This window comes from Myxococcus sp. AS-1-15, assembly GCF_020037055.1.
Lineage (GTDB): Bacteria > Myxococcota > Myxococcia > Myxococcales > Myxococcaceae > Myxococcus > Myxococcus fulvus.
Map to the genome: position 1 here is coordinate 375,560 of NZ_JAIQDF010000011.1, position 26,035 is coordinate 401,594.

General features: G+C 72.0%; 6 protein-coding genes. 5 read left to right on the forward strand and 1 reads right to left on the reverse strand.

Annotated features, from left to right (window positions below):
• Positions 1 to 11 precede the first annotated feature (11 nt).
• Both K8625_RS28395 and K8625_RS28400 read left to right on the forward strand, forming a co-directional pair.
• Positions 12 to 1,115, forward strand: a complete 1,104-nt coding sequence (locus tag K8625_RS28395; RefSeq protein WP_223784454.1) for a DUF4130 domain-containing protein — start codon at positions 12 to 14, stop codon at positions 1,113 to 1,115.
• 154 nt (positions 1,116 to 1,269) lie between these two features.
• A complete protein-coding gene (locus K8625_RS28400; protein WP_223749894.1) occupies positions 1,270 to 2,076 on the forward strand; it encodes a hypothetical protein in 807 nt (268 codons plus the stop codon).
• A gap of 16 nt (positions 2,077 to 2,092) precedes the next feature.
• Here K8625_RS28400 and K8625_RS28405 read toward each other — a convergent pair whose 3' ends face one another.
• Entirely contained in the window at positions 2,093 to 3,073 is a 981-nt protein-coding gene (locus K8625_RS28405) for an aldo/keto reductase (RefSeq protein ID WP_223749893.1), read from the reverse strand.
• Positions 3,074 to 3,389: 316 nt separating this feature from the next.
• Between K8625_RS28405 and K8625_RS28410 the strand changes: the two genes are divergently transcribed.
• The 3 genes from K8625_RS28410 to K8625_RS28420 all read left to right on the forward strand — a co-directional run.
• On the forward strand, positions 3,390 to 8,660 hold the full coding sequence (locus tag K8625_RS28410) for a non-ribosomal peptide synthetase (RefSeq protein WP_223784455.1): 5,271 nt from the start codon (positions 3,390 to 3,392) through the stop codon (positions 8,658 to 8,660).
• Positions 8,653 to 20,010, forward strand: coding sequence for a non-ribosomal peptide synthetase/type I polyketide synthase (locus K8625_RS28415; protein ID WP_223784456.1), 11,358 nt, complete (start codon positions 8,653 to 8,655; stop codon positions 20,008 to 20,010). Before K8625_RS28410 ends, K8625_RS28415 begins: the two co-directional genes overlap by 8 nt.
• On the forward strand, positions 20,007 to 26,035 hold a 6,029-nt coding region (locus K8625_RS28420; protein ID WP_223784457.1), incomplete at its 3' end, for a non-ribosomal peptide synthetase. The genes K8625_RS28415 and K8625_RS28420, both read left to right, overlap by 4 nt.

Sequence of the window (26,035 nt, forward strand, 5' to 3'; positions counted from 1 at the left end):
AGGAGGTCCAGGTGCGAGTGAGCGTGGCGCCGGAGCTGTCGTCGTTCCGGGAGGTGGCGCGTGGGTTGTTGGTGCGCGGCATGCCTCCGGACCGGGTGGAGTTCGAACAGGGGCAGGGGGCGTGGACGCAGTGGGTGGACCCGCTCCTGTCCGGTGGTGGCGCCCGGGCCGTCCCGGCGCTGCCCGCGGACTTCCTGTCCCTGGCGGAGAAGGTGGTGTGTCACCGGGATCCGGAGCGCTTCGCGCTGCTGTACCGCGTGCTGTGGCGGCTGACGCACGGTGAGCGGCGCCTCCTGGAGAAGGACGCGGACCGGGACGTCCAGCGGCTGCGGCGCATGGAGCGCGCGGTGCGGCGGGACCTGCGGGAGCTGGTGATTCGCGTCCGGTTCCATCGCGCCGCCTCGGATGGAGAGGCGCGCCATGTCGCGTGGTACCGGCCGGAGCACCTCGTCGTCCGGCTGGCCGCGCCCTTCCTCGTGGGGCGCTTCCCCTCGCTCCACTGGAGCCTCTTCACGCCGGACGCCAGCGCGCATTGGGATCGGGCGAGGCTGTCCTTCGGCGCGGGGCTCGTGTTCCCGGAGCCTGGGCCCTCCCCGGCCCGCGCCGCGTCGCCGGACCCGGTCCACGCGCGGCCGCGGGTGTTGCTGCTGGGGGACGTGCCCGGCACCCGGGAGGAGGGAGACGCGGCGTGCTTCGTGGGGCCCTCGGGCCGGCTGCTGGAGCTGGTCCTCTCGCGCGCGGGGCTGCGGAGCTCGGACCTGCGGGTGTCCCGGGCCCGCTGGCCGGGGCGTCGCTCGGGCGCGCTCAGCTGGCCGGAGACCCGGGCCCTGCGGGAGGAGCTGGCCTCGGAGGCGGCGCGGGTGCGTCCCCGGCTGCTGCTCGCGTTGGGCGGCGCCGCGGGGCAGGTGCTGCTGGGACCGGGCTTCCGGCTGGACGTGGGGCGGGGGCGGCTGGTGCCCTCCGAATGGGCTCCCGGCGCGCTGGCCACCTTCGCGCCGTGGGACGTGCTGCGTCGGCAGGACCCTCGCGAGCGCGCGGAGGCCCGCATCCACTTCGAGGCGGACGTGCGCGCCGCGGCGCAGTGGCTGAAGAGCCCGGAGGCCCTGGGCTCCTGAGCGGGCGCACGCGGGCGGCCTCGACAACGCGCGAAGCCGCCCTCCATATCGACAGGGCTCCTGGATGATTGCCTTCCGGAGGGCACTGCAGCCGGGCGCGTGAGCGCGGTGCTAGCCTCGACCTGGCCCAGGTGCGCTTCTCGGAGGGGACGCCATGCGTCGTTCAGCCCTGACCCTGTTGTTGCTGTTGTGCGCCGCGTGCGCGCGGACCTCGTCGGTGGTGCCGCGCCGCGGCCCCCCCGTCACCGTCGTCCCACCGGAGCTGGCGCTCGAGTCCGGTGACTCGCCCTGGGCCATCTCCATGCCCTTCGGCCTCGCGCAGGATGGCAGCGCGCTGGTGCTGCGCTTCCTGGAGCGGGCCGAGGCGTCCGGCGCGCGCTACCTCAGCAACGTGCAGGTGGTGTTCGTCGCGGACGACGCGGGCACGTCCATGGAGTGCCGGACGAACCTGATGCCGGAGGGCACCATCCCCCCGTGGAAGCCGCTGATCCGCACCGCGATGGCCGCGGGCGAGTACGCGCCGCTGAAGCTCGTCAGCCGTCCCGTGCCGGACGTGGTGGTGAGCTGCCAGGAGACGTGGGCCGTCACCATGGTTCCCCAGGCCGTCCGCGTGTCCAACGTGGGTGGCGCGCACCCGGGAGAGCTCACCATCGGCGGCAACATGGTGCGCCGTCCAGAGGTGCGCTGCGGGCCGGTGGCCACCCTGCGCCTGCTCACGCGCTACGCCTTCGAGGACGCCGTCGGCTACGTGCCCCCGCGCATCGAGCGGATGGGCGAGCACCGCCCGGAGCTGAAGCTCCAGGAGACGGAGGCGGAGTGCTACCCGAGGGACCCGGCCTCTCCCGGCGTCAACCGCATCGAGGCGATGGCCTATGGCGGCGCCGGACCGCGCGCCGCGTTCCTGGACGGCCCCATGACCCCGATGGAGGCGCCCAGGTCCGCACCTCAGATGGACCTCTGAGGTGCCCGCGCGCGGCTCACATGCCGCGCAGCGCGTGGGGCTGGTATGGCGCCTCGAGCTGCTGAAGCTCCTCCGCCGTGAGCTTGAGGTCCACGGCGCGCACGGCGTCCTCCAGGTGCTCCGGCTTCGTGGCGCCGATGATGGGCGCCGTCACCACCGGCCGTGACAAGAGCCACGCCAGGGCCACCTGCGCGGGCGGCACGTTGCGCGCCTCGGCCACCTTCCGGTTGGCCTCCGCCACCTCCCAGTCACCCGGCTGGTCATACAGCACGGGCGCGTACGCATCCGTCTTCGCGCGCGTCGTGGAGCTGCGGTCCGTGAGCGACTTGCGGGAGCCCGCGAGCAGCCCGCGCGCCAGGGGAGACCACGGGATGACGCCGATGCCCTCCGCCTCGCACAGGGGCAGCATCTCCCGCTCCTCCTCGCGGTAGACCAGGTTGTAGTGGTCCTGCATGGACACGAAGCGCGACCAGCCGTGCAGGTCCGCCACGCCCAGCGCGCGGGCGAACTGCCACGCGAACGTGGACGACGCGCCCAGGTAGCGCACCTTGCCCTGGTTCACGAGCTGATCCAACGCCGCCAGCGTCTCCTCCAGCGGCGTGTGCGGGTCCATCCGGTGGATTTGATACAGGTCGATGGTCTCCACCCCCAGGCGCTTGAGGCTCGCCTCGCACGCCTGGACGATGTGCTTGCGAGACAGGCCCCGCATGTTGGGCCCGTCCCCCATGGGGAAGTACACCTTGGTGGCGAGCACCACCTCCTCCATGCGCGCATACCGTCGCAGCGCACGACCCGTCACTTCCTCACTGACTCCCAGCGAGTACATGTCCGCGGTGTCGAAGAAGTTGATGCCCAGCTCCACCGCGCGGCGGAAGAAGGGCTGGGAGGCTTCCTCGTTCAGGACCCAGGGTCGCCAGGAAGGCGTGCCGTAGCTCATGCAGCCCAGGCAGAGGCGGGAGACACGCAGGCCGGTGCGGCCCAGCTGTGTGAACTTCATGAAGTGCTCCTCTCGTCGGTGACGCGGGCCGTGAATATGCAGCCTGCGAGCGCCGATGTGCTGGGTCATTCGTGATGACACGCCTTTTCTGGATGCCCCGAATCCATTAAAAGATAGGCGCATCCAGGGGACGCCAGTCGGTGCAGCCAAGACAACGCCCCCGGGTCGCTGGGACGCGTGTGTGCCGAGCTGAAACGGCTGGTGTCCTGCTGAAAAAATCCCCCCTCGGGACATCGACATGTATCTGCCGACTCGCGCTGCCCCCGCCTCCGCGTTCGTCCGTCCAGGTTCCGCCACGCTCGTGGATGTCTGTCGCATGCGAGCGTTCGATCAGCCCACGGACCCCATCTACACATTCGTCGATGAGGAGGGGGAGCACACCGTCACCTACGCGCAGCTGGATGCGCAGGTGCGGGCCGTGGCGGCCCGGCTCCAACGGGAGCTGGCTCCGGGAGAGCGCGCTCTCCTCATGTATCCGCCGGGGCGTGAGTACGTGGTGGGGTTCCTCGCGTGCCTGTATGCGGGCGTGGTGGCGGTGCCCGCGTATCCGCCGGACGTGATGCGGCTGGGCCGCACGCTGCCGCGCTTGCAGGCGCTGGTGGCGGATTGCGGCGCGAAGCTGGCGCTCACCACCTCCGGCATCTCGGAGCTGGTGGGGCCGCTCACCGAGGGCCTGGACGACCTGCGCGCGCTGCGCTGGTTGTCGACGGACGCGGTGCCGCTGTCGGAGGCGGACGGCTGGCGCGCGCCGGCGCTGAGCGACGCGACGGTGGCCTTCCTCCAGTACACGTCCGGCTCCACGGGCACGCCGAAGGGCGTGGTGCTGGCGCATCGCCAGTTGATGCACAACAGCGAACTCATCGCGCACGGCTTCGACGCGAGCCCGTACCCGCGAGTCGTCTCGTGGCTGCCGCCGTATCACGACATGGGGCTCATCGGCGGCATCCTCCAGCCGCTGTACCGGGACATGCATGTGTCGCTGATGTCGCCGATGTTCTTCCTCCAGCGCCCCATGCGCTGGCTGGAGACCCTCTCCCGCCATGGAGGGACGGTGAGCGGCGGGCCCAACTTCGCGTTCGACCTCTGCGTGCGCAAGAGCACACCCGAGGAGCGGGCCGCCCTGGACCTGAGCCGTTGGGAGGTGGCGTTCTGCGGCGCGGAGCCGGTGCGCGCGGAGACGATGGAGCGCTTCGTCCAGGCCTTCGCGCCCTCGGGCTTCCGGCGTGAGGCGCTCTATGCCTGCTATGGCCTGGCGGAGGGGACGCTCATCGTCACGGGGCGCAAGCGCGTCGCGGCCCGTCCCGTGGACCTGGTGGTGCGAGACTTCTCGCGCGAGGCGCTGGAGCGCGGCGAGGCGCGCCGTCCGGAGCCGGGCGCCGAGGGTGTGACGCTGGTGGGCAGCGGCGAGGTGCTGGGCACGCAGGTGCTGCGCGTGGTGGACCCGGTGACGGGGGAGCAGAAGGCCCCGGGGCAGGTGGGCGAGCTGTGGTTGCAGGGGCCGAGCGTGGCGGAGGGCTACTGGCAGCGCCCCGAGGAGACGGAGCGGACCTTCCACGCGCGCATCGCGGGCACGGGTGAAGGACCCTTCCTGCGCACCGGAGACCTGGGCGTCGTCGACGGTGGCGAGGTCTTCGTCACGGGGCGCCTGAAGGACGTGCTCATCCTGCGCGGCCGCAACCTCTACCCGCAGGACGTGGAGCTGACGGTGGAGCGCAGCCACCCGGGCCTGCGCCCGGGCTGTGGCGTCGCGTTCTCGGTGGACGTGAAGGGCGAGGAGCGGCTCGTCGTCGTCCAGGAGGTCTCCGGCAAGGCGGTGGAGGCCGGGGCCGTCGAGGAGGCGGTGGCGCGCATCCAGGCCTCGGTGGCGGAGGAGCATGGCGTGGCGGCGCTCGCGGTGGTGCTCATCGCCGCGGGCAGCCTGCCGAAGACCTCGAGCGGCAAGGTGCAGCGGCGCGTCACCCGGCAGACGTTCCTGGAGGACGGGCTGGAGGTGGTGCACGCCTGGCGGGAGGGGAGGGTGGATGCGCACGCGCCGGACGCCGGTCCGCGCGAGCCCATGTCGACGACGCAGGATGGAGACGTGCTCGCGTGGCTCCAGGAGGAGCTGTCGCGCAGCCTCGGTGTCGCGCCGGGTGGGCTGGATGCCGACGAGCCGCTCACACGCTACGGCCTCGACTCGTTGCGCGGGCTGGATGTGATGCACGCCGTGCAGCAGGCGTGGAAGGTGTCGCTGCCGCCCACGTTGTTGCTGCAGGGGCCCAGCCTGCGCGAGGTGTCCGCGTGGGTGGAGCGCATGCGGGGCACGGCGGAGGCGTCGTCCGCGACCGCGGGTGCCGAGGACTCGACGCCCCACGTCTCGGACGGGCAGCGAGCGCTGTGGTTCCTCCAGCGACTCGCGCCCGGTGCCACCGCGTACCACATCACGAGGGCCGTGCGGCTCTCGCCGCGGGTGGACCTGGCCGTCCTGGAGCGTTCGTTCAACGCGCTCGTCGCCCGTCACCCGGTGCTCGCGTGCGCGTTCCCCGAGGAGAAGGGCGAGCCCGTGTGGCGCGCCGCGACGGCGCCGGTGTTGGAGCAGGAGTCCGCGCGAGGCTGGACGGAGCAGGTGCTCCACGAGCGACTGGTGTCGGAGTCACATCGGCCGTTCGACCTGGAGCGTGGGCCGCTGCTGCGGCTGCGTGTCTTCACGGACGTGGAAGGGGGGCCGGTGTTGTTGATGGTCCTCCACCACCTGGTCACCGACTTCTGGTCGCTGGAGGTGTTGGCCGAGGAGCTGGGCGTGCTCTACACGGCGGGGAGACGCGGGGTGCCCCCTCTGCTCCCCGCGCCTGCTCCCGCGGTGGGGCCCATCCTCCGGGCGGAGGAGGCCCGATACACGGGGGCCCGGGGCGAGGCGCTCCAGTCCTGGTGGCGTGAGCGGCTGAGCGGCGAGCTGCCCGTGTTGGAGCTGCCCACCTCGCGTCCCCGGCCCCGGCTCCAGTCGTTCCGTGGCGGGACGGTGTCCTTCCGTGTGGAGGCGGAGACGGCGTCGCGGCTCGTGTCATTGGGACAGGCGAAAGGCGCCACGCCATTCATGGTGCTGCTCGCGGGCTACCTCGCGTTCCTGCGTCGCTACACGGGACAGGAGGACCTGGTGGTGGGCACGCCCACGGCGGGCAGGTCGCGCGCGGACCTGGCGCGACAGGCGGGGTACTTCGTCAACCCGGTGCCCCTGCGCGCGCGGGTGGCACGCGGGGTGTCCTTCTCCGGCTTGCTCGCGGAGGTGCGAGGCACGGTGCTGGAGGCACTGGAGCACCAGGAGCTGCCCTTCGCGCGCCTCGTCGAGCGGCTCCAGCCGAGACGTGATGCGTCCCGTCCACCCGTCTTCCAGACGATGTTCGTGCTGCACTCGGGACGTCCGGGGCGCGAGGCGCTCGCGCCGTTCGCGCTCGGCGGCGCGGGGGCCCGCGTGAGGCTCGGCGAGCTGGAGTTGGAGTCGGTGCCGCTGCGCAACCAGGCCTCGGCCTTCGACCTCACGCTGTCGATGGCCGAGTCGTCTGGCGGCTTCGAGGCCAGCCTGGAGTACTGCTCGGACCTCTTCGACACCGAGCTCGCGGAGCGCATGGCCCGGCACCTTCGCGGGCTGTTGGACGCGGTGTCGCGAGCGCCTGAGACGCCGGTGCTGGACCTGCCGTTGCTCGATGAGGAGGAGCGACGCGCCACGCTCGCGCTGGGGCGGAGGCCCGCGGCGACCCGGCCCCCCGAACCGCGAGGGCTGCACGAGGCCTTCGAGGCCTGGGCGGTGAAGACGCCCGACGCCGTGGCGCTGGTCGCGGGCGCCACGAGCTGGACGTACCGCGAGGTCAACGAATGGGCGGACCGGATCGCGAGCAGGTTGCGTCATCAGGGTGTCGGGCCGGAGGGGCGCGTCGCGACGTTGTTCGAGCGTGGTGGACCCGAGGCGGTCATCGCGTTCCTCGCGGTGCTCAAGGCGGGCGGCGTGGTGATGCCGTGCGAGCCCTCGCATCCTCCCGAGCGCATCTCCTGGTTGTTGCAGGACTCGGGGGCACGTTGGCTGCTCTCGCAGGACCGACTCGCGCGGAGGCTCGAGGTCCCCGCGGGGGTGATGTCGCTGCGCTGGGAGGAGTACGGCGCTCGTGACGCGCAGGCCGAACCCTCCGCCGAGCGGACCCCCTCCGTGCCGACGCTGGAGGGCGCGGCGTACCTCATCTACACCTCCGGGAGCACGGGGCGTCCCAAGGGGGTGCTGGTGCCGCATCGTGGGGCCCTGCACCTCGCGGAGGCGATGGGCCAGCGCTTCAACCTGGGGCCTGGCGCGCGGGTGCTCCAGTTCGCCTCGCCGGTCTTCGACGCCTCCGTGTCGGAGTACCTCCAGGCGCTCACGACGGGCTCGACGCTGCACCTGCCCCCATCTGGTGAGGTGCTCGCGGGAGAGGCCCTGCACCGCATCCTCCGTGAGCAACGCATCACCCACGCGACGCTGCCCCCGTCGGCCTGCGCGCTGTTGCCCGATACTCCGTTGTCCGATTTGCGGATGCTCATCTCCGCGGGAGAACCCTGTCCCGAGGACCTGGTGACGCGCTTCGCGCCGGGTCGGGAGATGGTCAATGCGTACGGCCCCACCGAGGCCACGGTGTGCTCCACCTGCGCCACGTGTCGGGCCGGGGAGGGGGCGCCGGACATCGGTCGGCCGCTGCCTCATGTCGACGCCTATGTCCTCGACGAAGCCCTGCGGCCCGTGCCCTCGGGCGTCGCGGGCGAGCTGTACGTGGGCGGTCCCCTGGTGGCCCGCGGCTACCTGGGGCGCCCGGAGCTGACGGCCGAGCGCTTCGTTCCGGACCCCTATGCCGACGAGCCGGGGGCGCGGCTGTATCGCACGGGAGACGTGGCGCGCTGGCGCGCCTCCGGTCACCTGGAGCTGCTCGGCCGCGTGGACGCGCAGGTGAAGCTGCGTGGGTTCCGCATCGAGCCGGGCGAAGTGGAGTCCGCCCTGCGTGAGCTCGCTGGCATGCGCCAGTCACACGTGCGCGTGTGGAGCCCGCCGTCGGGTGGTGAGCCTCGACTGGTGGCGTACGTGGTCCCTCCGGACGCGGGGATGCCGCCGCCGGGCGAGGTGCGCGCGAGCTTGAGGGCGCGCCTGCCGGAGTACCTGGTGCCCGCGGACTTCGTCGTCCTGGAGGCGCTGCCCGTGTTGTCCAGCGGCAAGGTGGACACGCGGGCCCTGCCACCGCCGACGCGCGCGACGCCGCAGGAGGGCGCGCCGCGCACGCCGCTGGAGGAGACGCTCGCCAAGGCCTGGGCGGAGACGCTCGGCTTCCCGGCGGTCAGCATCCACGCGCATTTCTTCGACGACCTGGGCGGCAGCTCGCTGTCGGCGGTGCGCGCGTGCGCCCGCCTGCGCGAGGCGCTCGGTCGTGATGTCCCCATCACCCACTTCTTCGAACACCCCACGGTCCAGGCCCTGGCTCGGAGGCTGTCCTCCGAGTCGGAGCCCGGGACGCAGGCCGTGAAGCACCAGGAGCGCGCGGAGGCCCGTCGTCAGGCCCTCCAGCGTCGCGGCGGAAGGAACAACCGAGATCATGGCTGACCAGGACCAGACGGGCGGTAGCGGCAACGACATCGCGATCATCGGCATGGCGGGCCGCTTCCCCGGCGCCGCGAACGTGCGGGACTTCTGGCGCAACCTCCTCGACGGCGTGGAGTCCATCTCCCTGCTGAAGCCCGAGGAGCTGGAGGTCTCGCCGTTGGTGCCGGAGTCCCTGCGGCGTCACCCGGACTTCGTGCCGATGGCCAGCGTGCTGGAGGACGCGGACGCGTTCGACGCGGGCTTCTTCGATGTGCCTCCTCGCGAGGCGCTGTGGATGGATCCCCAGCAGCGCGTGTTCCTCGAGTGCGCCCACGCGGCCCTGGAGGACGCGGCCTATGACCCCGCGCGCTACACCGGGAAGATCTCCCTGTACGCGGGCGCGGGGCCGTCGCTGCACACGATGGGCATGTTGGGGCAGGGGCAGCTGGACCCGGCCTCGCTCTACGAGGTGATGGGCACCTCGGGCGAGAACCTGGCCACCAAGGCCTCGTTCAAGCTGCGGCTGCGCGGCGAGAGCCTCGCGGTCTACACGGCGTGCTCCACGGGCCTCGTGGCCGTCCACATGGCCTGCCAGAGCCTGCTCCTGCGCCAGTCCGACATCGCGCTCGCGGGCGCGGTGCGGGTCTCGCTTCCGCAGCGCACGGGCTACCTCTTCCAGGAGGGGATGATCCTCTCCCCGGACGGGCACTGCCGCGCGTTCGACGCGAAGGCCGCCGGCACGGTTCCGGGCAATGGCGCGGCGGCGGTGGTGCTCAAGCCGCTGGAAGACGCGCTCCGGGATGGGGACCACGTCTATGCCGTCATCCGAGGCTCCGCGCTGAACAACGACGGTGGCCTGAAGGTCGGCTACACGGCGCCCAGCGTCGAGGGCCAGGCGGATGCGATTGGCGAGGCGCTCGCCTACGCGGGGCTCACCGCGGACGACATCGGCTACGTCGAGGCGCACGGCACCGGCACGGCGCTGGGTGACCCCATCGAGGTGGCGGCGCTCACCCGCGCGTTCCGTCGCGACACGGACCGAAAGGGCTACTGCGGTCTGGGCTCGGTGAAGACGAACGTCGGTCACCTGGACACGGCGGCCGGGCTCGTGGGCCTCATCAAGACGGCCCTCGTGTTGTCGGAGGAGGAGCTGCCGCCCACGCTCCACTTCACGACGCCCAACCCCTCCATCGACTTCGCGAACAGCCCGTTCACCGTCGTCGCCGAGCGCAAGCCCTGGCCCCGGGGCGAGGTGCCTCGGCGCGCGGGCGTGAGCTCGTTCGGCATCGGCGGCACCAACGCGCACGCGGTGCTGGAGGAGGCGCCTCGACGCGAGCCCTCGGCCGCGAGCACCCGGCCCTCACAGGTCGTCACCCTGTCCGCCCGGAGCGAGCAGGCGCTCTCCGCGTCCCTGCGCGAGCTGGCGGACTGGTTGGAGACCGCGTCGCCGGACGTGTCCCTCGCGGACGTGGCCTTCACGCGCAACCGGGGGCGCGGCGCCTTCGAGCACCGGCTCTCGGTGACGGCGACGGACCGCGCGGAGCTCATCAAGAAGCTGCGCGGCAAGAACACCCCGCGGGTCCTGGAGGACGTGGCCGCGGCCCGCGAGCGTCGCGTGGCCTTCCTGTTGCCGGGGCAGGGCGCGCAGTCGCTCGGCATGGGGCGGGAGCTGTACGGCGCGGAGCCGCGCTTCCGCGAGACGGTGGATGCGTGCCTGACGCAGCTGGGACCCGTGCTCGAGAAGGAGCTGCGGGGCGTCCTGCTGCCAGTCGCGGGCGAGGAGGCCGCCGCGCGTGAGGCCTTGAAGGACCCCCGCCTGTCGCTGCCCGCGTTGTTCTGCGTGGAGTACGCGCTGGCGAAGCTCTGGGAGTCGTGGGGCGTCCAGGCGCACGCGCTGTTGGGACACAGCTTCGGTGAGTACACGGCGGCGTGCCTCGCGGGTGTCCTTCCGCTGGAGGACGCGCTGACGCTGGTGGTGACGCGCGGGACGCTGATGGCCCGCATGCCTCCGGGCAGCATGACGGCGGTGGGGTGCGCGGAGGAGGTCATCCGTCCGCTCATCACGGGGACGCTGTCCCTGGCGGCCGTGAACGCGGCGGAGCGCTGCGTCGTCTCGGGCCCGACGTCGGAGGTGGAGGCCCTGGAGCAGGAGTTGCTCGTGCGCGGCATCGCCGTGATGCGGCTGCCCGCGGGCCACGCGTTCCACTCCGTGGCCGTCGAGCCGCTGATGGACGAGCTGAAGAAGGTCGTGTCGGGCCTGCGGCTCTCGGCGCCTCGGGTGCCGTACGTGTCCAGCGTGACCGGCACCTGGATTCGGCCGGAGGAGGCGACGGACCCTGCCTACTGGGCCCGCCAGATGCGCGCGCCGGTGCGCTTCGCCGATGGCATGGAGACGCTGAAGCAGGACGGCGTGGCCGTGTTCCTCGAAGTGGGACCGGACCAGGCGCTCACCGCGCTGGCGAGACTGGCGCTCACGGGCCCCTCGGGACGCGTGGTGTCTTCGTTGCCGCGCTTGAACATGAAGGTGTCCGAGCACGGCGTGCTCATGGCGGCCGTGGGCGCGCTGTGGGAGTCCGGGCTGGCGCTGGACTGGAAGCAGTTCTACGCGCACGAGCGGCGACGCCGCGTGTCCCTGCCGACGTACCCCTTCCAGCGGCAGCGCTTCGCCCTGGAGGCGCCCAGGCTGCCCGTGGCCGCTGTCGCCACGCAGCCCGTCGCGCCCGTTCCCGTCGCCGAGCCCGTCCGTGTCGAGCCCCCTCGGGAGGACGTCGCGGTGCCAGGCGACAAGGCCGCGCCGCGCACCGAGGTGGAGCGAGGCGTGCTCGCCATCTGGCGCGAGCGGCTGGGCCGCGCCGACTTCGGCATCCACGACGACTTCCTGGAGCTGGGTGGCAACTCGCTGATGGCGGCGCAGATGCTCACGCGGCTGCGCGAGGCGTTCCCGGTCCAGCTCCCGCTGAGTGACTTGTTCGAGGCGCCCACCGTCGCGGGCGTGGCCGCGCGCATCCAGGCGCGGATGGGGACGCAGAGCGCGGCGGGGAAGGCGGGCGTGCTCCCTCCGCTCGTCCCCATTCCTCGCGATGGCGAGCTGCCGCTGTCCGTGGTGCAGGAGCGCGTCTGCGCGCTGGAGCAGGCGCTCCCCGGCAACCCCGCGCTGAACATGTCGGCGACGTTGCGACTGTCCGGTGTGCTCGACGTGGCGCTGTTGAAGCGCTCCCTGGAGGCCATCGCGCAGCGGCACGAGGCCCTGCGCACGACGTATCCCATCATCGGTGGTCGCACCGTGCAGCGCGTCTCCGCCGAGCCTCGCGTCCCCCTCGTCGTGGACTCGTTGAAGGCGCTCTCCCCGGAGGCGCGCGAGACGCAGTGGCGTGAGCGGGTGTACGAGGAGATGGCCCGGCCGTTCGACCTGGCCCAGGGGCCGGTGGTGCGCGCCCTGTTGCTCGAGCTGGAGGAGCGCGAGTACGTCCTGGTCGTCTCGGTCCACCACGTGGTGTGTGACACGTGGTCCCTGGTGGTGATTGGCGGCGAGCTGGGGGCCTTCTACGGCGCGTTCCAGCGGGGTGAGCCCGCGCCGCTGCCCGCGCTGTCCATCCAGTACATCGACTACGCGGCCTGGCAGCAGAAGGCGCTGCTGTCGGGCGCGTTCGCGGAGCAGACGCAGGCGTGGCGGGAGCGACTGGTGGAGCTGCCCGGGCCGCTGGAGCTGCCCGTGGACCTGCCTCCCACCGACGGGCCCGCGCTGAGTGGTCGGCGCAGGAACGTCGGCTTCCCCGAGGCGCTGACGGGCGCGGTGCATGCGCTGGCGAAGCGTGAGGGCGTCACCTCGTTCATGGTGCTGCTCGCCTCGTGGAAGGTGTTGCTGGCCCGCTGGGCGGGGCGTGACGACATCGTGGTGGGGACACCCATCGGCAACCGGAGTCGCCCGGAGCTCGAGCCGCTCATCGGCTACGTGGCGCACGCGGTGCCGCTGCGCACGGACCTGTCGGGAGACCCGACGTTCCGCGAGCTCATCGGCCGGGTGCGGGACGTGGTGGTGGAGGCGTACTCCCAGCCGGACGTGCCCTACGAGCACCTCATCCGCGAGGTGGAGCCCACGCGAAACCCGGGACGCGAGCGCGTCTTCGACACGCTCTTCATCCTGCATCCCCGCTTCGATGCGAACCTGGAGCTGCCCGGGCTGCGAATGCGCATCGTCGAGGTGGAGGACGGGCCGGCGCAGTTCGGCAACGTGTTGTCGCCGCTGTCGGTGTCGATGGGCGAGGACGCGGGCGGCTTCACCGGCACGCTCGACTACGCGTCGGAGCGCTTCGCGCCGGAGACGATGGCGCGGCTCGTCGCGCACTGGACGTCGCTGCTGACGGCGGCGGTGGAGGACCCCGAGCAGCGGCTCTCCTCGCTCCCGCTGGAGCACGTGGCCCCGAAGCCCCTCGTGCCCGCGCGGGAGGAGCCGCGCACGCTCGCGGCGCTCTTGGATGCCCGGTCCTCGGAGGCGCTCGACCGCGTGGCCCTGTCGGTGGAAGGTGGCGCGGACGTCACGTGGCGGGAGCTGCGCTCGGAGGCGAAGCGACTGGCGTCGGAGCTGCGTGCGAAGGGCGTGAAGCCCGAGGTGCTGGTGGCCCTCTGCCTGGAGCCGTCGGTGGAGCGCGTGGTGGCGCTCTGGGCGGTGATGGAGGCGGGAGGCGCGTACGTGCTCCTCGGCGCGCCGCAGCTCAAGGAGCTGTCCGCGCTGGCGCCCGAGGGGAGCCTGCCGCCGGTGTTGCTGACGCACGAGCGGTTGCAGACGAGCGTCCCGTTGGACCCGGACCGCGTCATCCGGGTCCGGCTGTCCTCGCAGCTCGACATGCCGCGAGCCTTCAAGCTCTTCCCGGTGCTGCCGTCGCGGATGCCGCCGGAGACGATGGTCTGCCTGGAGACGCTCGTCGCGCCCTCGGGTGAGCGGCTGCGCGCCGTGCACACGGTGCGGACGGTGGACGCGCTGTTCCGACGTCTCGATGGGGACGGCGTGGCCGGGGAGGGGACATGGCTGGCCGCGGAGGAGACGGGCTCACCGGGGACGGGCCTGGAGTTGTTGTGGGCGCTGACGCGGGGCCTGCGCGTGGTGCTGCCATCGGAGCGGGCGCGCCTGGTGTTCTCCTCGGCGCGCTCCGCGGGAGAGCGGCCCGGTCCGGACTTCAGCCTGTCCTTCTTCGCGAACGACGAGGACTCGCTGGGGGGGCGCAAGTACCGGCTGCTGCTGGAGGGCGCGAAGTACGCGGACACGCACGGCTTCTCCGCGATGTGGACGCCGGAGCGGCACTTCCACTCCTTCGGCGGCCTGTACCCGAGACCCGCGGTGGTGGGCGCGGGCGTGGCCACGGTGACGGAGCGGCTGGGCATCCGCGCGGGCAGCGTGGTGTTGCCGCTGCATGACCCCGTCCTCGTCGCCGAGGAGTGGTCCGTCCTGGACAACCTGTCCAACGGCCGCGTGGGTGTGTCCTTCGCCTCGGGCTGGCACGCGAACGACTTCGTCTTCGCGCCGGACCGCTACGCGAAGCGCAAGGAGGTCATGTTCAAGGGCATCGAGGAGGTGCGCACGCTGTGGCGTGGCGGCTCGGTGCTCCGACGCAACGGCGCGGGGGACGAGGTGGAGGTGTTCCTGCGCCCGCGGCCGGTGCAGAAGGCGCTGCCCTTCTGGCTCACGGCGGCGGGGAGCCCGGACACGTTCCGCATGGCGGGCGAGCTGGGGGCCTACGTCCTCACGAACCTGATGGGGCAGAACCTGGAGGACCTGGCCTCGAAGGTCGCGCTCTACCGCGAGGCGTGGCGGCAGCACGGCCACCCGGGCCGGGGCCATGTGAGCCTCATGATGCATGCGTACCTGGGGACGGACGAGGCCGAGGTCCGTCGGCGCGTGCGCAAGCCGTTGCTCGATTACTTCCGCAGCTCGGTGGACATCCTCCAGGCCTTCGCGTCCAGCCTCGGTTTGAAGGGGGACCTGCGCACGCTGACGAACGCGGACGTGGATGCCCTGCTGGAGCACGGGCTCACGCGCTACGTGGAGGAGGGCGGCCTGTTCGGTACGCCGGACACGTGCGGGCCGGTGGTGGAGCGGGTGCGGAAGCTCGACGTGGACGAGGTCGCGTGCCTCGTGGACTTCGGCGTCGAGGTGGAGGCGACGCTCGAAGGACTCGTGCACCTGAACACGCTGCGGCGTCGGTATTCACCGAGGCCCTCCGCCGCGATTCCGGGCATGGCCATCCAGGAGGGGCCTGGGGCCGCGGCGTCGCTGCTGTCGCTGGTGCGGCAGACGCAGGCGACGCACCTGCATGTGACGGCGTCGCTGGCGCGAGCGCTGGCGGAGCTGCCGGACGCCTCCGAGGCCCTGAGCCCGGTCCGTCATGTCCTGGTCGAGGAGGCGAAGGAGGACGTCACCGCCGCGCTGGCGCACGTGCTCTCCGCCCAGGTGTCCCGGCGTGACCCGCTGCTCGGCGTGGGCGCCTGGATTCGCGCGGGCGCGATGGAGGACTCCGGCTGGGAGGTGGTCGATGCGCAGGGCCGCCCGGTGCCGGTGGGCGTCGTGGGTGAGCTGGCCGTCACGGGGGAGCGCGCGCCTCGGGGGCTCTGGAATGCACCCGCGACCTCCGCGCTGCGCGCGCTCTCCGGCGCCGTCACGGGCTTCTCCCTGGGACGCAGGGCGCGCCGTCGCCTGGATGGAACGGTGGAATTGTTGGCACCCGTCCGGGGGCCTTCACGTCGACCGAAGCCACCCCGCGTCGCCCCGCAGTCCTCGGCACCGACGAAGCGCGAGGGCCCTCCGCCCATCCCGCGCATCTCGCGCGAGCAGCCGTTGGCGCTCTCGTTCGCGCAGCAGCGCCTCTGGTACCTGGACCGGCTGGAGCCGGGGAACGTCGCGTACAACAACTCGGTGATGCTGTCGCTGAGCGGCCCGGTCGACGCGGCCGCGCTCCAGCGGGCCCTGGAGGAGGTCGTGCGGCGCCACGAGGCGCTCCGGACCACCTTCTCCATGTCCGACTCGGGCGCGGTGCAGCACATCACCGCGCCGGGCCCGCTGCCACTCCCGCTCTCCACCCTCGAGGAGGATGTGTCGGTGGAGGCCTGGGCCAGGGCCGAGGCGCGCAAGCCGTTCGACCTGGAGCAGGGACCGCTGTTCCGCACGTCGCTGCTGCGCGTCCACGAGCAGGAGCACGTGCTGCTCATCGTGATGCACCACATCGTCTCGGACGGCTGGTCCTCGGGCGTGTTGTTCCACGAGCTGGCCACGCTGTACGCGGCGAACATCGAGGGCCGGCAGGCCACGTTGCCCACGCTGCCGGTGCAGTACGCGGACTACGCGGCCTGGCAGCTCGAATGGATGCGGGGCCCCGAGCTCGCGGCCGAGCAGGCCTGGTGGCGTGACGTCCTCGCGGACGTGCCCGTGCTGCGACTGCCGACGGACCGTCCCCGTCCTCCCGTGCAGACGTACCCGGGGGCGCGTCACGCCATCCGCATCCCGCGCGCGCTCACCGAGTCCCTGACGTCCATGGGCCGACGTGAGGGCGCCACGCCGTTCATGGTGTTGATGGCCGCGTGGCAGACGCTGCTCCATGCGTACTCGGGGCAGGACGACTTCGCGGTGGGCACGCCGGTGGCGGGCCGCAACCGGCCGGAGGTGGAGCCGCTCATCGGCTGCTTCATCAACTCCATCGCCCTGCGCGCCGACCTGTCGGGGGACCCCACGCTGACGGAGGTCATCGGGCGGGTGCGCCGCGCGGCGCTCGGTGGCTTCGGGCACCAGGAGGTGCCGTTCGAGAAGCTGGTGGACGCGCTGCACGTGGCGCGCGACCTGAGCCACACGCCCATCTTCCAGACGATGCTGGTGCTGCACAACACGCCGCCCATCGAGCTGTCCATGGCGGGCCTGCGTCTGGGGAGCCAGGTGGTCCACACCGGCTTCACCAAGCTGGACCTCACGCTGGAGCTGGTGGAGTCCAAGGACGGCCTCTCCGGAGGCATCGAGTACAACACCGACCTCTTCGACGCCGAGACCATCCGCCGCCTCTCCGGTCATCTGGTGGGACTGCTGGAGCAGCTGGCCGCGCGTCCCGAACAGCGGGTCTCCCAGCTCAGCCTCCTGTCCGAGGCGGAGCGTCATCAGCTCCTCGTGGAGTGGGGACCGACGCCCCTGCCGGAGCCCACGGCGGCGGAGACGGTGTCGTCGCGCTTCGCGGCGCGGGCCGCGAGTGTGCCGGACGCCGTGGCGGTGGAGGACGACTCGCGCCGCCTCACGTACCGGGAGGTGGAGTCGCTCTCCTCGCGACTGGCCTCGGCGGTGAGCGCGCTGGGGGCGGGGCAGGGCGCGGTGGTGGCGCTCGCGTTGGCCCAGCCCACGGACGTCGTGGCCGCGATGCTCGGCGTGCTGCGCGCCGGAGCGGCGGTGGTGGTGCTGGACCTGGAGCACCCGGCGGAGCGGCTCGCGCGCATCCTCGAGGACACGAAGGCCTCCGTGGTGGTGACGTCGGGCGCCTGGCGTGCGCGGGTGCCCGAGCGTGAGGGCCTGTCGGTGGTGACGGTGGAGTCGCTGCCGACGACTGTCGGAGCGCTGCCGGCGATGCCCGAGCCGCATCACGCGGCGTGCGTCGTCTACACGTCGGGCTCGACGGGACGTCCGCGCGGCGTGGTCATCGAGCATCGCCAGCTGGTGTCCGCCACGCGGGCCCGACAGGCGGTCTACGGGGCTCCGGGCGTCGTGTTGTCCCTGGCGCCGTTCACCTTCGATGCCTCCCTGGCGGGCCTGTTCTGGTCGCTCTTCGAGGGCGGAACGCTGCGCTATCCCGACGTGGAGGAGCGCGAGGACCCGAGGCGGCTGGCGGAGCTGGTGGCGAGGGCGCGCGTCACGCACCTCATCTCCGTGCCGGCGCTCTATGCGCAGGTGCTCGCGGCGGCGCCCGCGGGTGGACTGTCGGGCCTGCGCGCGGTGAGCGTGGGCGGCGAGGCGTGCGCGGTGGAGCTGGCGCAGGCGCACCATGAGGCCCTGCCCACGGTTCCGCTGTTCAATGAGTATGGTCCCACCGAGGCGACCATCTGGAGCACGGTGCACCGTGTCCAGAAGGACGAGCAGGGCAGTGTGCCCATCGGCCGCGCGGTGCCGGGCGCGAGGGTGTACCTGCTCGACTCGCGGCGAGGGCTCGCGCTGCCCGGCGCACCGGGCGAGGTGTACGTCGGCGGCGGCGGTGTCGCGCGAGGATACCTCGGTCAGCCCGAGCTCACCGCCGAGCGCTTCGGCGTGGACCCGTTCGACGCGCGTCCCGGAGCGCGCATGTACCGCACCGGCGACGTGGCGCGCTGGCGTCGGGACGGGACGCTGGAGTTCCTGGGGCGCGCGGACTCGCAGGTGAAGGTGCGTGGCTTCCGCATCGAGCCCGGTGAGGTCGAAGCGGCGCTGCTCGCGAATCCGGAGGTCCGCGAGGCCTCGGTGGTCGCGCGAGCGGACGGTGGGCCCAAGCGACTGGTGGCCTACGTGGTGGCCTCGGCCGTCGAGCCGGGGGAGGCCGTGTCCTCGGGCGCGCTGAAGTCCTGGCTGCTCTCGCGGCTGCCGCCCTACATGGTGCCGTCGACGTACGTGACGCTCGCGTCGCTGCCTCGGACGCGGCACGGCAAGGTGGACACGCGCGCGCTGCCCGTGCCCGAGTCCCAGGTGACGAAGTCGACGAGCGCGTCGAGCACGGGGCCGCGCACCGAGGTGGAGGAGCGGCTCGCGGCGCTGTGGAAGGAGGTGCTCAACGTGGACCGCGTCGGCATCCACGATGACTTCTTCGAGCTGGGAGGCGACTCCATCCTCGGCTTGCAGATCGTCACGCGGGCGCGCGCCGCCGGGCTGGAGCTGTCACCGAAGCAGCTCTTCCAGAACCCCACGGTGGCCAGGCTCGCCGCGGTGGCGGGGACGCGGCTCACGGTGCAGGCCGAGCAGGGGCCCGTGGTGGGCCCCGTGGCCCTCACGCCCATCCAGCGCTGGTTCTTCGAGCTGGAGCTGGAGGACCCCGACCACTGGAACATGTCGCTGATGTTCCAGTCCCGCACGCCGTTGGACGCGGCGCTGCTGGAGCGCGCCCTGGCGCACGTGGTGGAGCACCACGACTCGCTCCGCCTGCGCTACGCCAGGACGGCGGACGGCTGGCATCAGACGTCCGAGGCTCCCGGGGCGCCCATCCCGCTGGAGCGCGTGGACCTGTCCGACGTGCCGCGCGAGGCCCTGGCGAGCACGCTGGAGCAGCGAGCGATGGCGCTGCAGCAGTCGCTGTCGTTGGACGGCGCCATGATTCGGGCCGCGCTGCTGGAGCCCGGGGATGGCGAGCCCGTGCGACTGGTGCTGGCGGTCCACCACCTCGCGGTGGACGCGGTGTCGTGGCGCATCCTGGTGGAGGACCTGTCCACCGCGTATGCGCGACTCGCCGAGGGCGCGCCGGTGCGGTTGCCGCCGAAGACGACCTCGTACCAGGCCTGGGCGCGGGGACTGGAGACGCTGGCGGGCTCGGAGAAGCTGGGCGCCGAGCGCACGTGGTGGCGCGAGCGTCCGTGGTCCGAGGTGCCGCGGCTGCCGCGGGACTTCCAGGAGGGCGGCAACACCGAGTCCACGGCGCGCACGGTGCAGGTGGCGCTGGATTCGGAGCAGACGAAGGCGCTGCTGCACGACGTGCCGAAGGCCTGGCACACGCAGCCCCAGGACCCATTGCTGACGGCCCTGGCGCAGGCGCTGTCCGCGTGGACGGAGCGGGGCATCGCGTTGGTCGACGTGGAGGGCCATGGTCGCGAGGAGGTGCTCCCGGGAGTGGACGTGTCGCGCACGGTGGGCTGGTTCACGCGCGTCTTCCCGGCGCTGCTGGACGTGCGTGAGGCACGAGGGCCCGGTGAGGCGCTGCGCGGCGTGAAGGAGTCGCTGCGCGCGGTGCCGACGCAGGGCATGGGCTGGGGCCTCCTTCGCTACGTGGCGCGGGACGCCGCGCTGGCGGAGCTGCCCCGGGCGGAGGTCGGCTTCAATCACCTGGGACAGGTGGACGGCCTCGTCGGAGCGGAGGGGCCCTTCACGCTCGCGCCGGAGAGCGAGGGCTTGCGGCAGCGCGCGGCGAGCTCGCGTCGGCCGTACCTGTTGGATGTGACGAGCGTGGTGCGAGAGGGCCGGCTGGAGGTGACGTGGACCTTCAGTGAGGCGGTGCACCGTCGTGAGACGGTGGTGCGAGTGGCGGAGGACTTCGTGGCGCGGCTGCTGGCCTTGATCCAGGCCTCGAGCGCTCTGGACGCGGGCGGGCATTCTCCGTCCGACTTCCCCCTCGCGAAGGTGAAGCAGTCGCAACTCGACAAGCTGGCGGCCCGGTTCGGAAAGAAGACGCGATGAGCGACAACATCGAGGACCTGTACCCGCTGTCGCCCCTCCAGGGCGGCATGCTCTTCCACGCCATCTCCGAGCCCGGCAAGGGCCTCTACTTCAACCAGCTCGTCTGTGAGCTGCGAGGCGCGCTGGACGTGCAGGCCTTCGCCGCCGCGTGGCGGGGCGTGGTGGCGGCGCATCCCGTGCTGCGCACCGCGCTCGTCTGGGACGACGTGGACGAGCCGGTCCAGGTCGTGCTGCGCGAGGTGGACCTGCCCCTGCGCGAGGAGGACTGGCGGGACCTGTCCCCGGAGGGCTTCGAGGCGCGGCTGGAGACCTTCCTGGCGAAGGACCGTCAGGAGGGCTTCGATTTGTCGCAGGCGCCGCTGATCCGCCTGACGCTCCTGCGCGCCGCGGACCGGGTGTATCGCTTTGTCTTCAGCCACTCGCACCTGGTGCTGGATGGCTGGTCCGTGCCGTTGGTGGTGAAGGACTTCTTCACGCTGTACGAGGGGACGGTCGCGGGCCGGGCTCCGAGGCTCGCGCCTCCGCGTCCCTTCGGTGACTACCTGGGGTGGCTGGCCGAGCATGACCTGAAGACCTCGGAGGACTTCTGGCGCCGGGAGCTGGCGGGGTTCCACGAGCCCACTCCGACGGGCGCGGGCGTTGGCGAAGGCGAGGGCCGGGCCACGCTCATCCGCCACCTGTCCGAGCAGACCACGGCCGCGCTCAACGCCTTCACGCGTCGCCACGGCGTCACCCTGAGCACCGTGGTGCAGGCCGCATGGGCCCTGGTGCTCGGGCGCCTGTCGGGCTCCGAGGACGTCGTGTTCGGAACCACCGTCTCCGGTCGTCCTCCGGACCTGGCGGGCGTGGAGGAGATGGTCGGCCTGTTCATCAACACCCAGCCGGTGCGCGTGCGCTGGTCGGGGGACCTCACGTGGGCCACCTGGCTCCGCCGCATCCAGGAGCAGCAGGTGGACGCGCGCCAGCACGAGCACGCGCCCCTGGTGAAGGTGCAGCGCTGGAGCGAAGTCCCCGCGGGGACGGCGCTGTTCGACACGCTGGTCGTCTTCGAGAACTACCCCCTGGACTCCGCGCTCACGTCGGCCTCGCGAGCGCTGGAGGTCCACCGCGTCCAGTCGAAGGAGGAGGACCACTTCGGCCTCACGCTGACGTCGTCCCCGGAGGCGCGGCTCCCGCTGCACTTCCGCTACGACCGGAGCCGCTTCACGCGGGAGTTCGCGCAGGCGCAGCTGGACCGCATGGTCCTCGTGATGGAGACCCTCGCGACGCGGCCGGAGAGTCGCCTGGGCGAGCTGTCCCTGGTGTCCGCCGCGGAGCGGGAGCTGCTCCTGGTGCGCTGGAACGACACGGACCGGGAGCTTCCGTGGGAAGGCGCGCTGCACGAGCGCTTGGAGGATCAGGCCGCGCGCACGCCCGAGGCCCTGGCCGTCCTCGACGACGAGACGTCGCTCACGTTCAGGCAGCTGGACCGTCGGGCCAACAGGCTCGCCCATTGGCTGCGTGCTCGCGGCGTCGGGCCCGAGTCCCGCGTCGCGCTCTGCCTGGAGCGCGGCGTCGACATGGTGGTGGCCCTCTTCGGCGTCCTCAAGTCGGGCGGTGCGTACGTCCCCCTGGACCCGGCCCATCCACCGGAGCGACTGGGCTTCGTGGTCCAGGACGCGGGCGCCACGTTCGTCCTCTCGCAGCGCTCGCTGGCCGAGCGACCGCGGAGCCAGGGCACCGAGGTCATCTGCCTGGATGACCCGGGCATGGTGGAAGCGCTCGCCTCGGAGCCGGACGCCGCGCCGCCGCGTGTCTCGCTCCCGGAGCACCTGGCCTACATCATCTACACGTCGGGCAGCACGGGGCAGCCGAAGGGCGTGATGATTCAGCACGCCTCCGTGATGAACCTGCGCGCGGCGCTCGCGTCCAAGGTGTTCGCCGGATTGAGCGGCCCGCTGCGCTTCAGCCTCAACTCGCCGCTGGCGTTCGACATGTCCGTCCAGCAGCTCGTCCACATCACGGATGGCCACGCCCTATGCGTGGTGTCGCAGACCGTCCGCCAGGACGCGGCCCTGCTGGTGGAGTGGGTGGAGCGACACCGCGTCGACGTGTTCGACGGTACGCCTTCGCATCTGCGCGTGCTGCTCGACGAGGGGCTGGGCGCGCATCGTCCGCTGCGCATCCTCTTCGGAGGGGAGGCGACGGACGACACGCTCTGGGCACGCATCGCCGCGCATCCTCACATCACCGCCGTCAACGTCTACGGGCCCACCGAGTGCACGGTGGAGGCGACGGTGCGTTTCGTGCGCGGTACGTCGGGCCCCTCGCTCGGCCCACCGCTGGCGAACATGCGGGCGTATGTCCTGGACGCGAACCTCCAGCTCGCGCCCGTGGGTGTCGCCGGCGAGCTGTTCATCGCGGGCGAGGGCGTGGGGCGTGGCTATCTGGGCCGCCCCGCGCTGACCGCGGAGCGCTTCCTCCCCAATCCCTTCAGCACCGTCCCGGGCGACCGCATGTACCGCACGGGAGACAAGGTGCACTGGCTCCCGAATGGCGAGCTCCGGTTCCTCGGGCGCATCGACTTCCAGGTGAAGCTGCGTGGCTTCCGCATCGAACTGGGGGAGATCGAAGCCACGCTCTGCCGACACCCCGAGGTTCGCGACGCCCTGGTCCTCCTGCGCGAGGACGCGGGGGCGGCGCCGAGGCTCGTGGCGTACGTGGTGTCCTCCGGCGAGCGGGGACGAGAGCCCGCCGTGCTGCGTGAGTTCCTGCTGGAGCAGTTGCCCGAGTACATGGTGCCCGCGGCCTTCGTCGCGATGGAAGAGCTCCCCAGGACGAGCAGCGGCAAGGTGGATCGCCGCAACCTGCCGGCGCCCGAGATATCGGTGGTGGAGCGCACCGACGAGGTCGCGCCGCGCGACGCGAAGGAGGAGACGCTCGCCGCCATCTGGGCCCAGGTGCTCGGACGCCCCCGGGTGAGCGTGCACGATGACTTCTTCGAGCTGGGAGGAGACTCCATCCTCGGCATCCAGGTCATCTCCCGCGCCGCGCAGGCGGGGTTGCACCTGCGCGCGAAGCAGCTCTTCGAGAATCCGACCGTGGCGCGGCTCGCGGCGGTGGTCTCCGAGGCGCCCCGGGAGGTCATCGCCCAGGGACCCGTGACGGGGCCGGTGGCGCTGACGCCCATCCAGCACGGGTTCTTCGAGCACGAGCGGTCGGGAGTGCACCACTTCAATCAGGCCCTGCGCCTCACGCTGCGCGAGCGGATGGTGCCGGAGCACCTGGGCCGCGCCCTCCAGCTCGTGCGCGAGCACCACGATGCCCTGCGGCTGCGCTTCACGAAGGACGCGGAGGGACGCTGGCAGCAGGAGCTGTTGGGCCTGGAAGGCGTCCTGCCCCTGGAGACGGTGGACCTCAGCAAATCCCAGGCGCGCGAGGCCGAGTTGGTGGCCCACGCCGCGCGGGTCCAGGCGAGCCTGACGCTCTCCACGGGAGAGGTCGCGCGAGCGGTGCTGTTCGAGTCGGGACCGGACGTGCCGCAGGAATTGTTGATCGTCATCCATCACCTCGCGGTGGATGCCGTCTCCTGGCGCGTGTTGGTGGAGGACCTGCTGTCGAGCTACCAGCGGCTCCGCGCGGACGAGCCCGTGAAGCTCCCCGCGAAGACGGTGTCCTATCAGTCCTGGGCGTCACGTCTGGTGGAGCACGCGCGGACCCCCGCCGCACAGGCGGAGGCGACCTTCTGGCTCGGGCTGCCATGGGAGCGGGTGGGCGCGTTGCCGCGTGAGGTGGAGGGCGGCCCCGCGAACACGGAGGGCGCGTCGAAGGTGGTGGAGGTGGCGCTGGAGCCCGCGGAGACGCAGTGGCTCCTCCAGGACGTGGCGAAGGCGTTGCGCGCGAAGCCGGACGAGCTGCTGCTGGCGGCGCTCGCCCACGTGCTGCGTCGGTGGACGGGGGCGTCGTGCGTGCGGGTGGACATGGAGGGCCACGGGCGCGAGAACGTCTTCGGCGAGGTGGACCTCTCGCGCACGGTGGGGTGGTTCACCAGCATGTTCCCGGTGTTGGTGGAGGCGACGGGGGAGGGGCCCGGAGCGTGGGTGCGCGCCGCGAAGGAGGCGATGCGGCGCATCCCGTCCAAGGGCGTGGGCTTCGGCGTGCTGCGCTACCTGTCACCGGACCCGGCGCTGCGTGAGCGCCTGCGTGCGCTGCCCGCGCCGGAGGTGGGGTTCAACTACCTGGGACAGTTCGACAACGTGCTGCCGGCCACGGCGCCGCTGCGGATGTCCGAAGGCTCGGTGGGGCCCACGCGTGCGCCCGAGGGCATGCGCGAGCACCTGCTCGACGTGGACTGCATCGTCAGCGGCGGCCGGATGCGGCTGATGTTCACCCACGGCCCGGGGATTCATCGGACCGGGACGGTGGAGACGCTGGCTCGCGGGTTGATCTCGGCGCTGCGTGAGCTCATCGCGCATGCGACGTCGGAGGACCCGCGCGGACTGTCACCGTCGGACTTTCCGCTGGCGAAGCTGGGCCAGGGCGCGCTGGAGGGGCTCGCGGACCGGATGGCCTCGAAGGGCCTGCGCCTGCGCGACGTGGAGGACCTGTATCCGCTGTCTCCGTTGCAGCAGGGCATCCTGTTCCACATCCTCCAGGACGAAGCGTCCCAGCCCTACTTCAACCAGATGGCGTTCGAGCTGGAGGGCGCGCTCGACGTGAAGGCGCTGACGGAGGCGTGGCGACAGGCGGCACGTCGCTTCTCCATCCTCCGGACGGCGTTCTACTGGGACGGGCTGGACGCGCCGCTGCAAGCGGTGATGCGTGACGTGGAGCCCCCGGTCCAGGTCGAGGACTGGCGCGCGGTGCCTCGGGGCGAGGTGGAGGCGCGGGTGTCGGCGTTCCTGGAGGAGGACCGTCGCCGCGGCGTGGAGCTCTCCGTCGCGCCGCTGTTCCGGCTGGGGCTGCTGCGGACGGACGAGCGGGTCTGGCGCGTGGTGTTCAGCTTCTCGCACCTCTTGCTGGATGGCTGGTCCACGCAGTTGGTGACGCAAGATGTGTTCACCCGGTACGAGGCGCTTCGGCGCGGTGTGCCGCCGCCGCGAGGAGAGGTCCGGCCGTATCGCGACTTCATCGCCTGGCTGGAGCGACAGGACCCGAGCGCCGCGAAGGAGTTCTGGAGCAAGGCGCTCGTGGGGTACTCGGAGCCCACGCGCGTGGACGTCGCGGCGGCGGCGCGGGGCCCGTCGGGTCGAGGCGGACAGGAGCTGCGGATCGGAGCGGAGGAGACCGCGGCCCTCGTGGCCTTCGCGAGGCAGCAGGGCATCACCCAGAGCACCCTGGTCCAGGGCGCGTGGGCCGTGGTGCTGGGGCGCTACAGCGGTCGGGATGACGTGGTCTTCGGCGCCACCGTCGCCGGACGTCCCGCGGAGCTGACGGACTTCGAGAGCATGGTGGGGCTGTTCATCAACTCCATCCCCGTGCGCGTGCGGATGCCCTCCGAGGCGAGGGTGGGCACGTGGCTGCGGGAGCTCCAGGGATGGATGCAGGAGGCCCGTCAGTACGAGTCGACGCCGCTGGTCGACGTGCGTCGCTGGAGCGAGGTGCCCTCGGGCGAGCCGTTGTTCGAGACGCTGTTCACCTATGAGAACTATCCGATGGAGGCGGGGCTCTCCACGCCGTCGGAGGACCTCGTGGTGCGCAACCCCATGGCGGTGGAGGCGGACCACCACCCCATCTCCCTGGTGGTCATGCCGGGGAACGAGTGGGTGCTCAAGCTGAACCATGACGCCGCGCGCTTCGACGCGCTCGCGGTGCGGCGGATGCTCGAGCAGGTGCGCCACCTGTTGTCCGAGCTGCGCGGCAAGGTCGAACAGTCCTTGTCGACGCTCGACCTGATGGGCGCGGACGAGCGGCGGCGGTTGCTGGAGGAGTGGAGCGGGCGGAGCGGGCTCTCGTCACCCGGCCAGACTCTGCACGAGCGCTTCGAGGCGCAGGTCGCGCGCACGCCCGAGGCGTTGGCGGTCCTGGATGACGAGACGTCGCTCAC

Coding starts and splice junctions, on each gene's coding strand:
- K8625_RS28410 (WP_223784455.1), top strand. CDS start 3,390: ATGCGAGCGTTCGATCAGCCCACGGACCCCATCTACACATTCGTCGAT.
- K8625_RS28400 (WP_223749894.1), top strand. CDS start 1,270: ATGCGTCGTTCAGCCCTGACCCTGTTGTTGCTGTTGTGCGCCGCGTGC.
- K8625_RS28405 (WP_223749893.1), bottom strand. CDS start 3,073: ATGAAGTTCACACAGCTGGGCCGCACCGGCCTGCGTGTCTCCCGCCTC.
- K8625_RS28415 (WP_223784456.1), top strand. CDS start 8,653: ATGGCTGACCAGGACCAGACGGGCGGTAGCGGCAACGACATCGCGATC.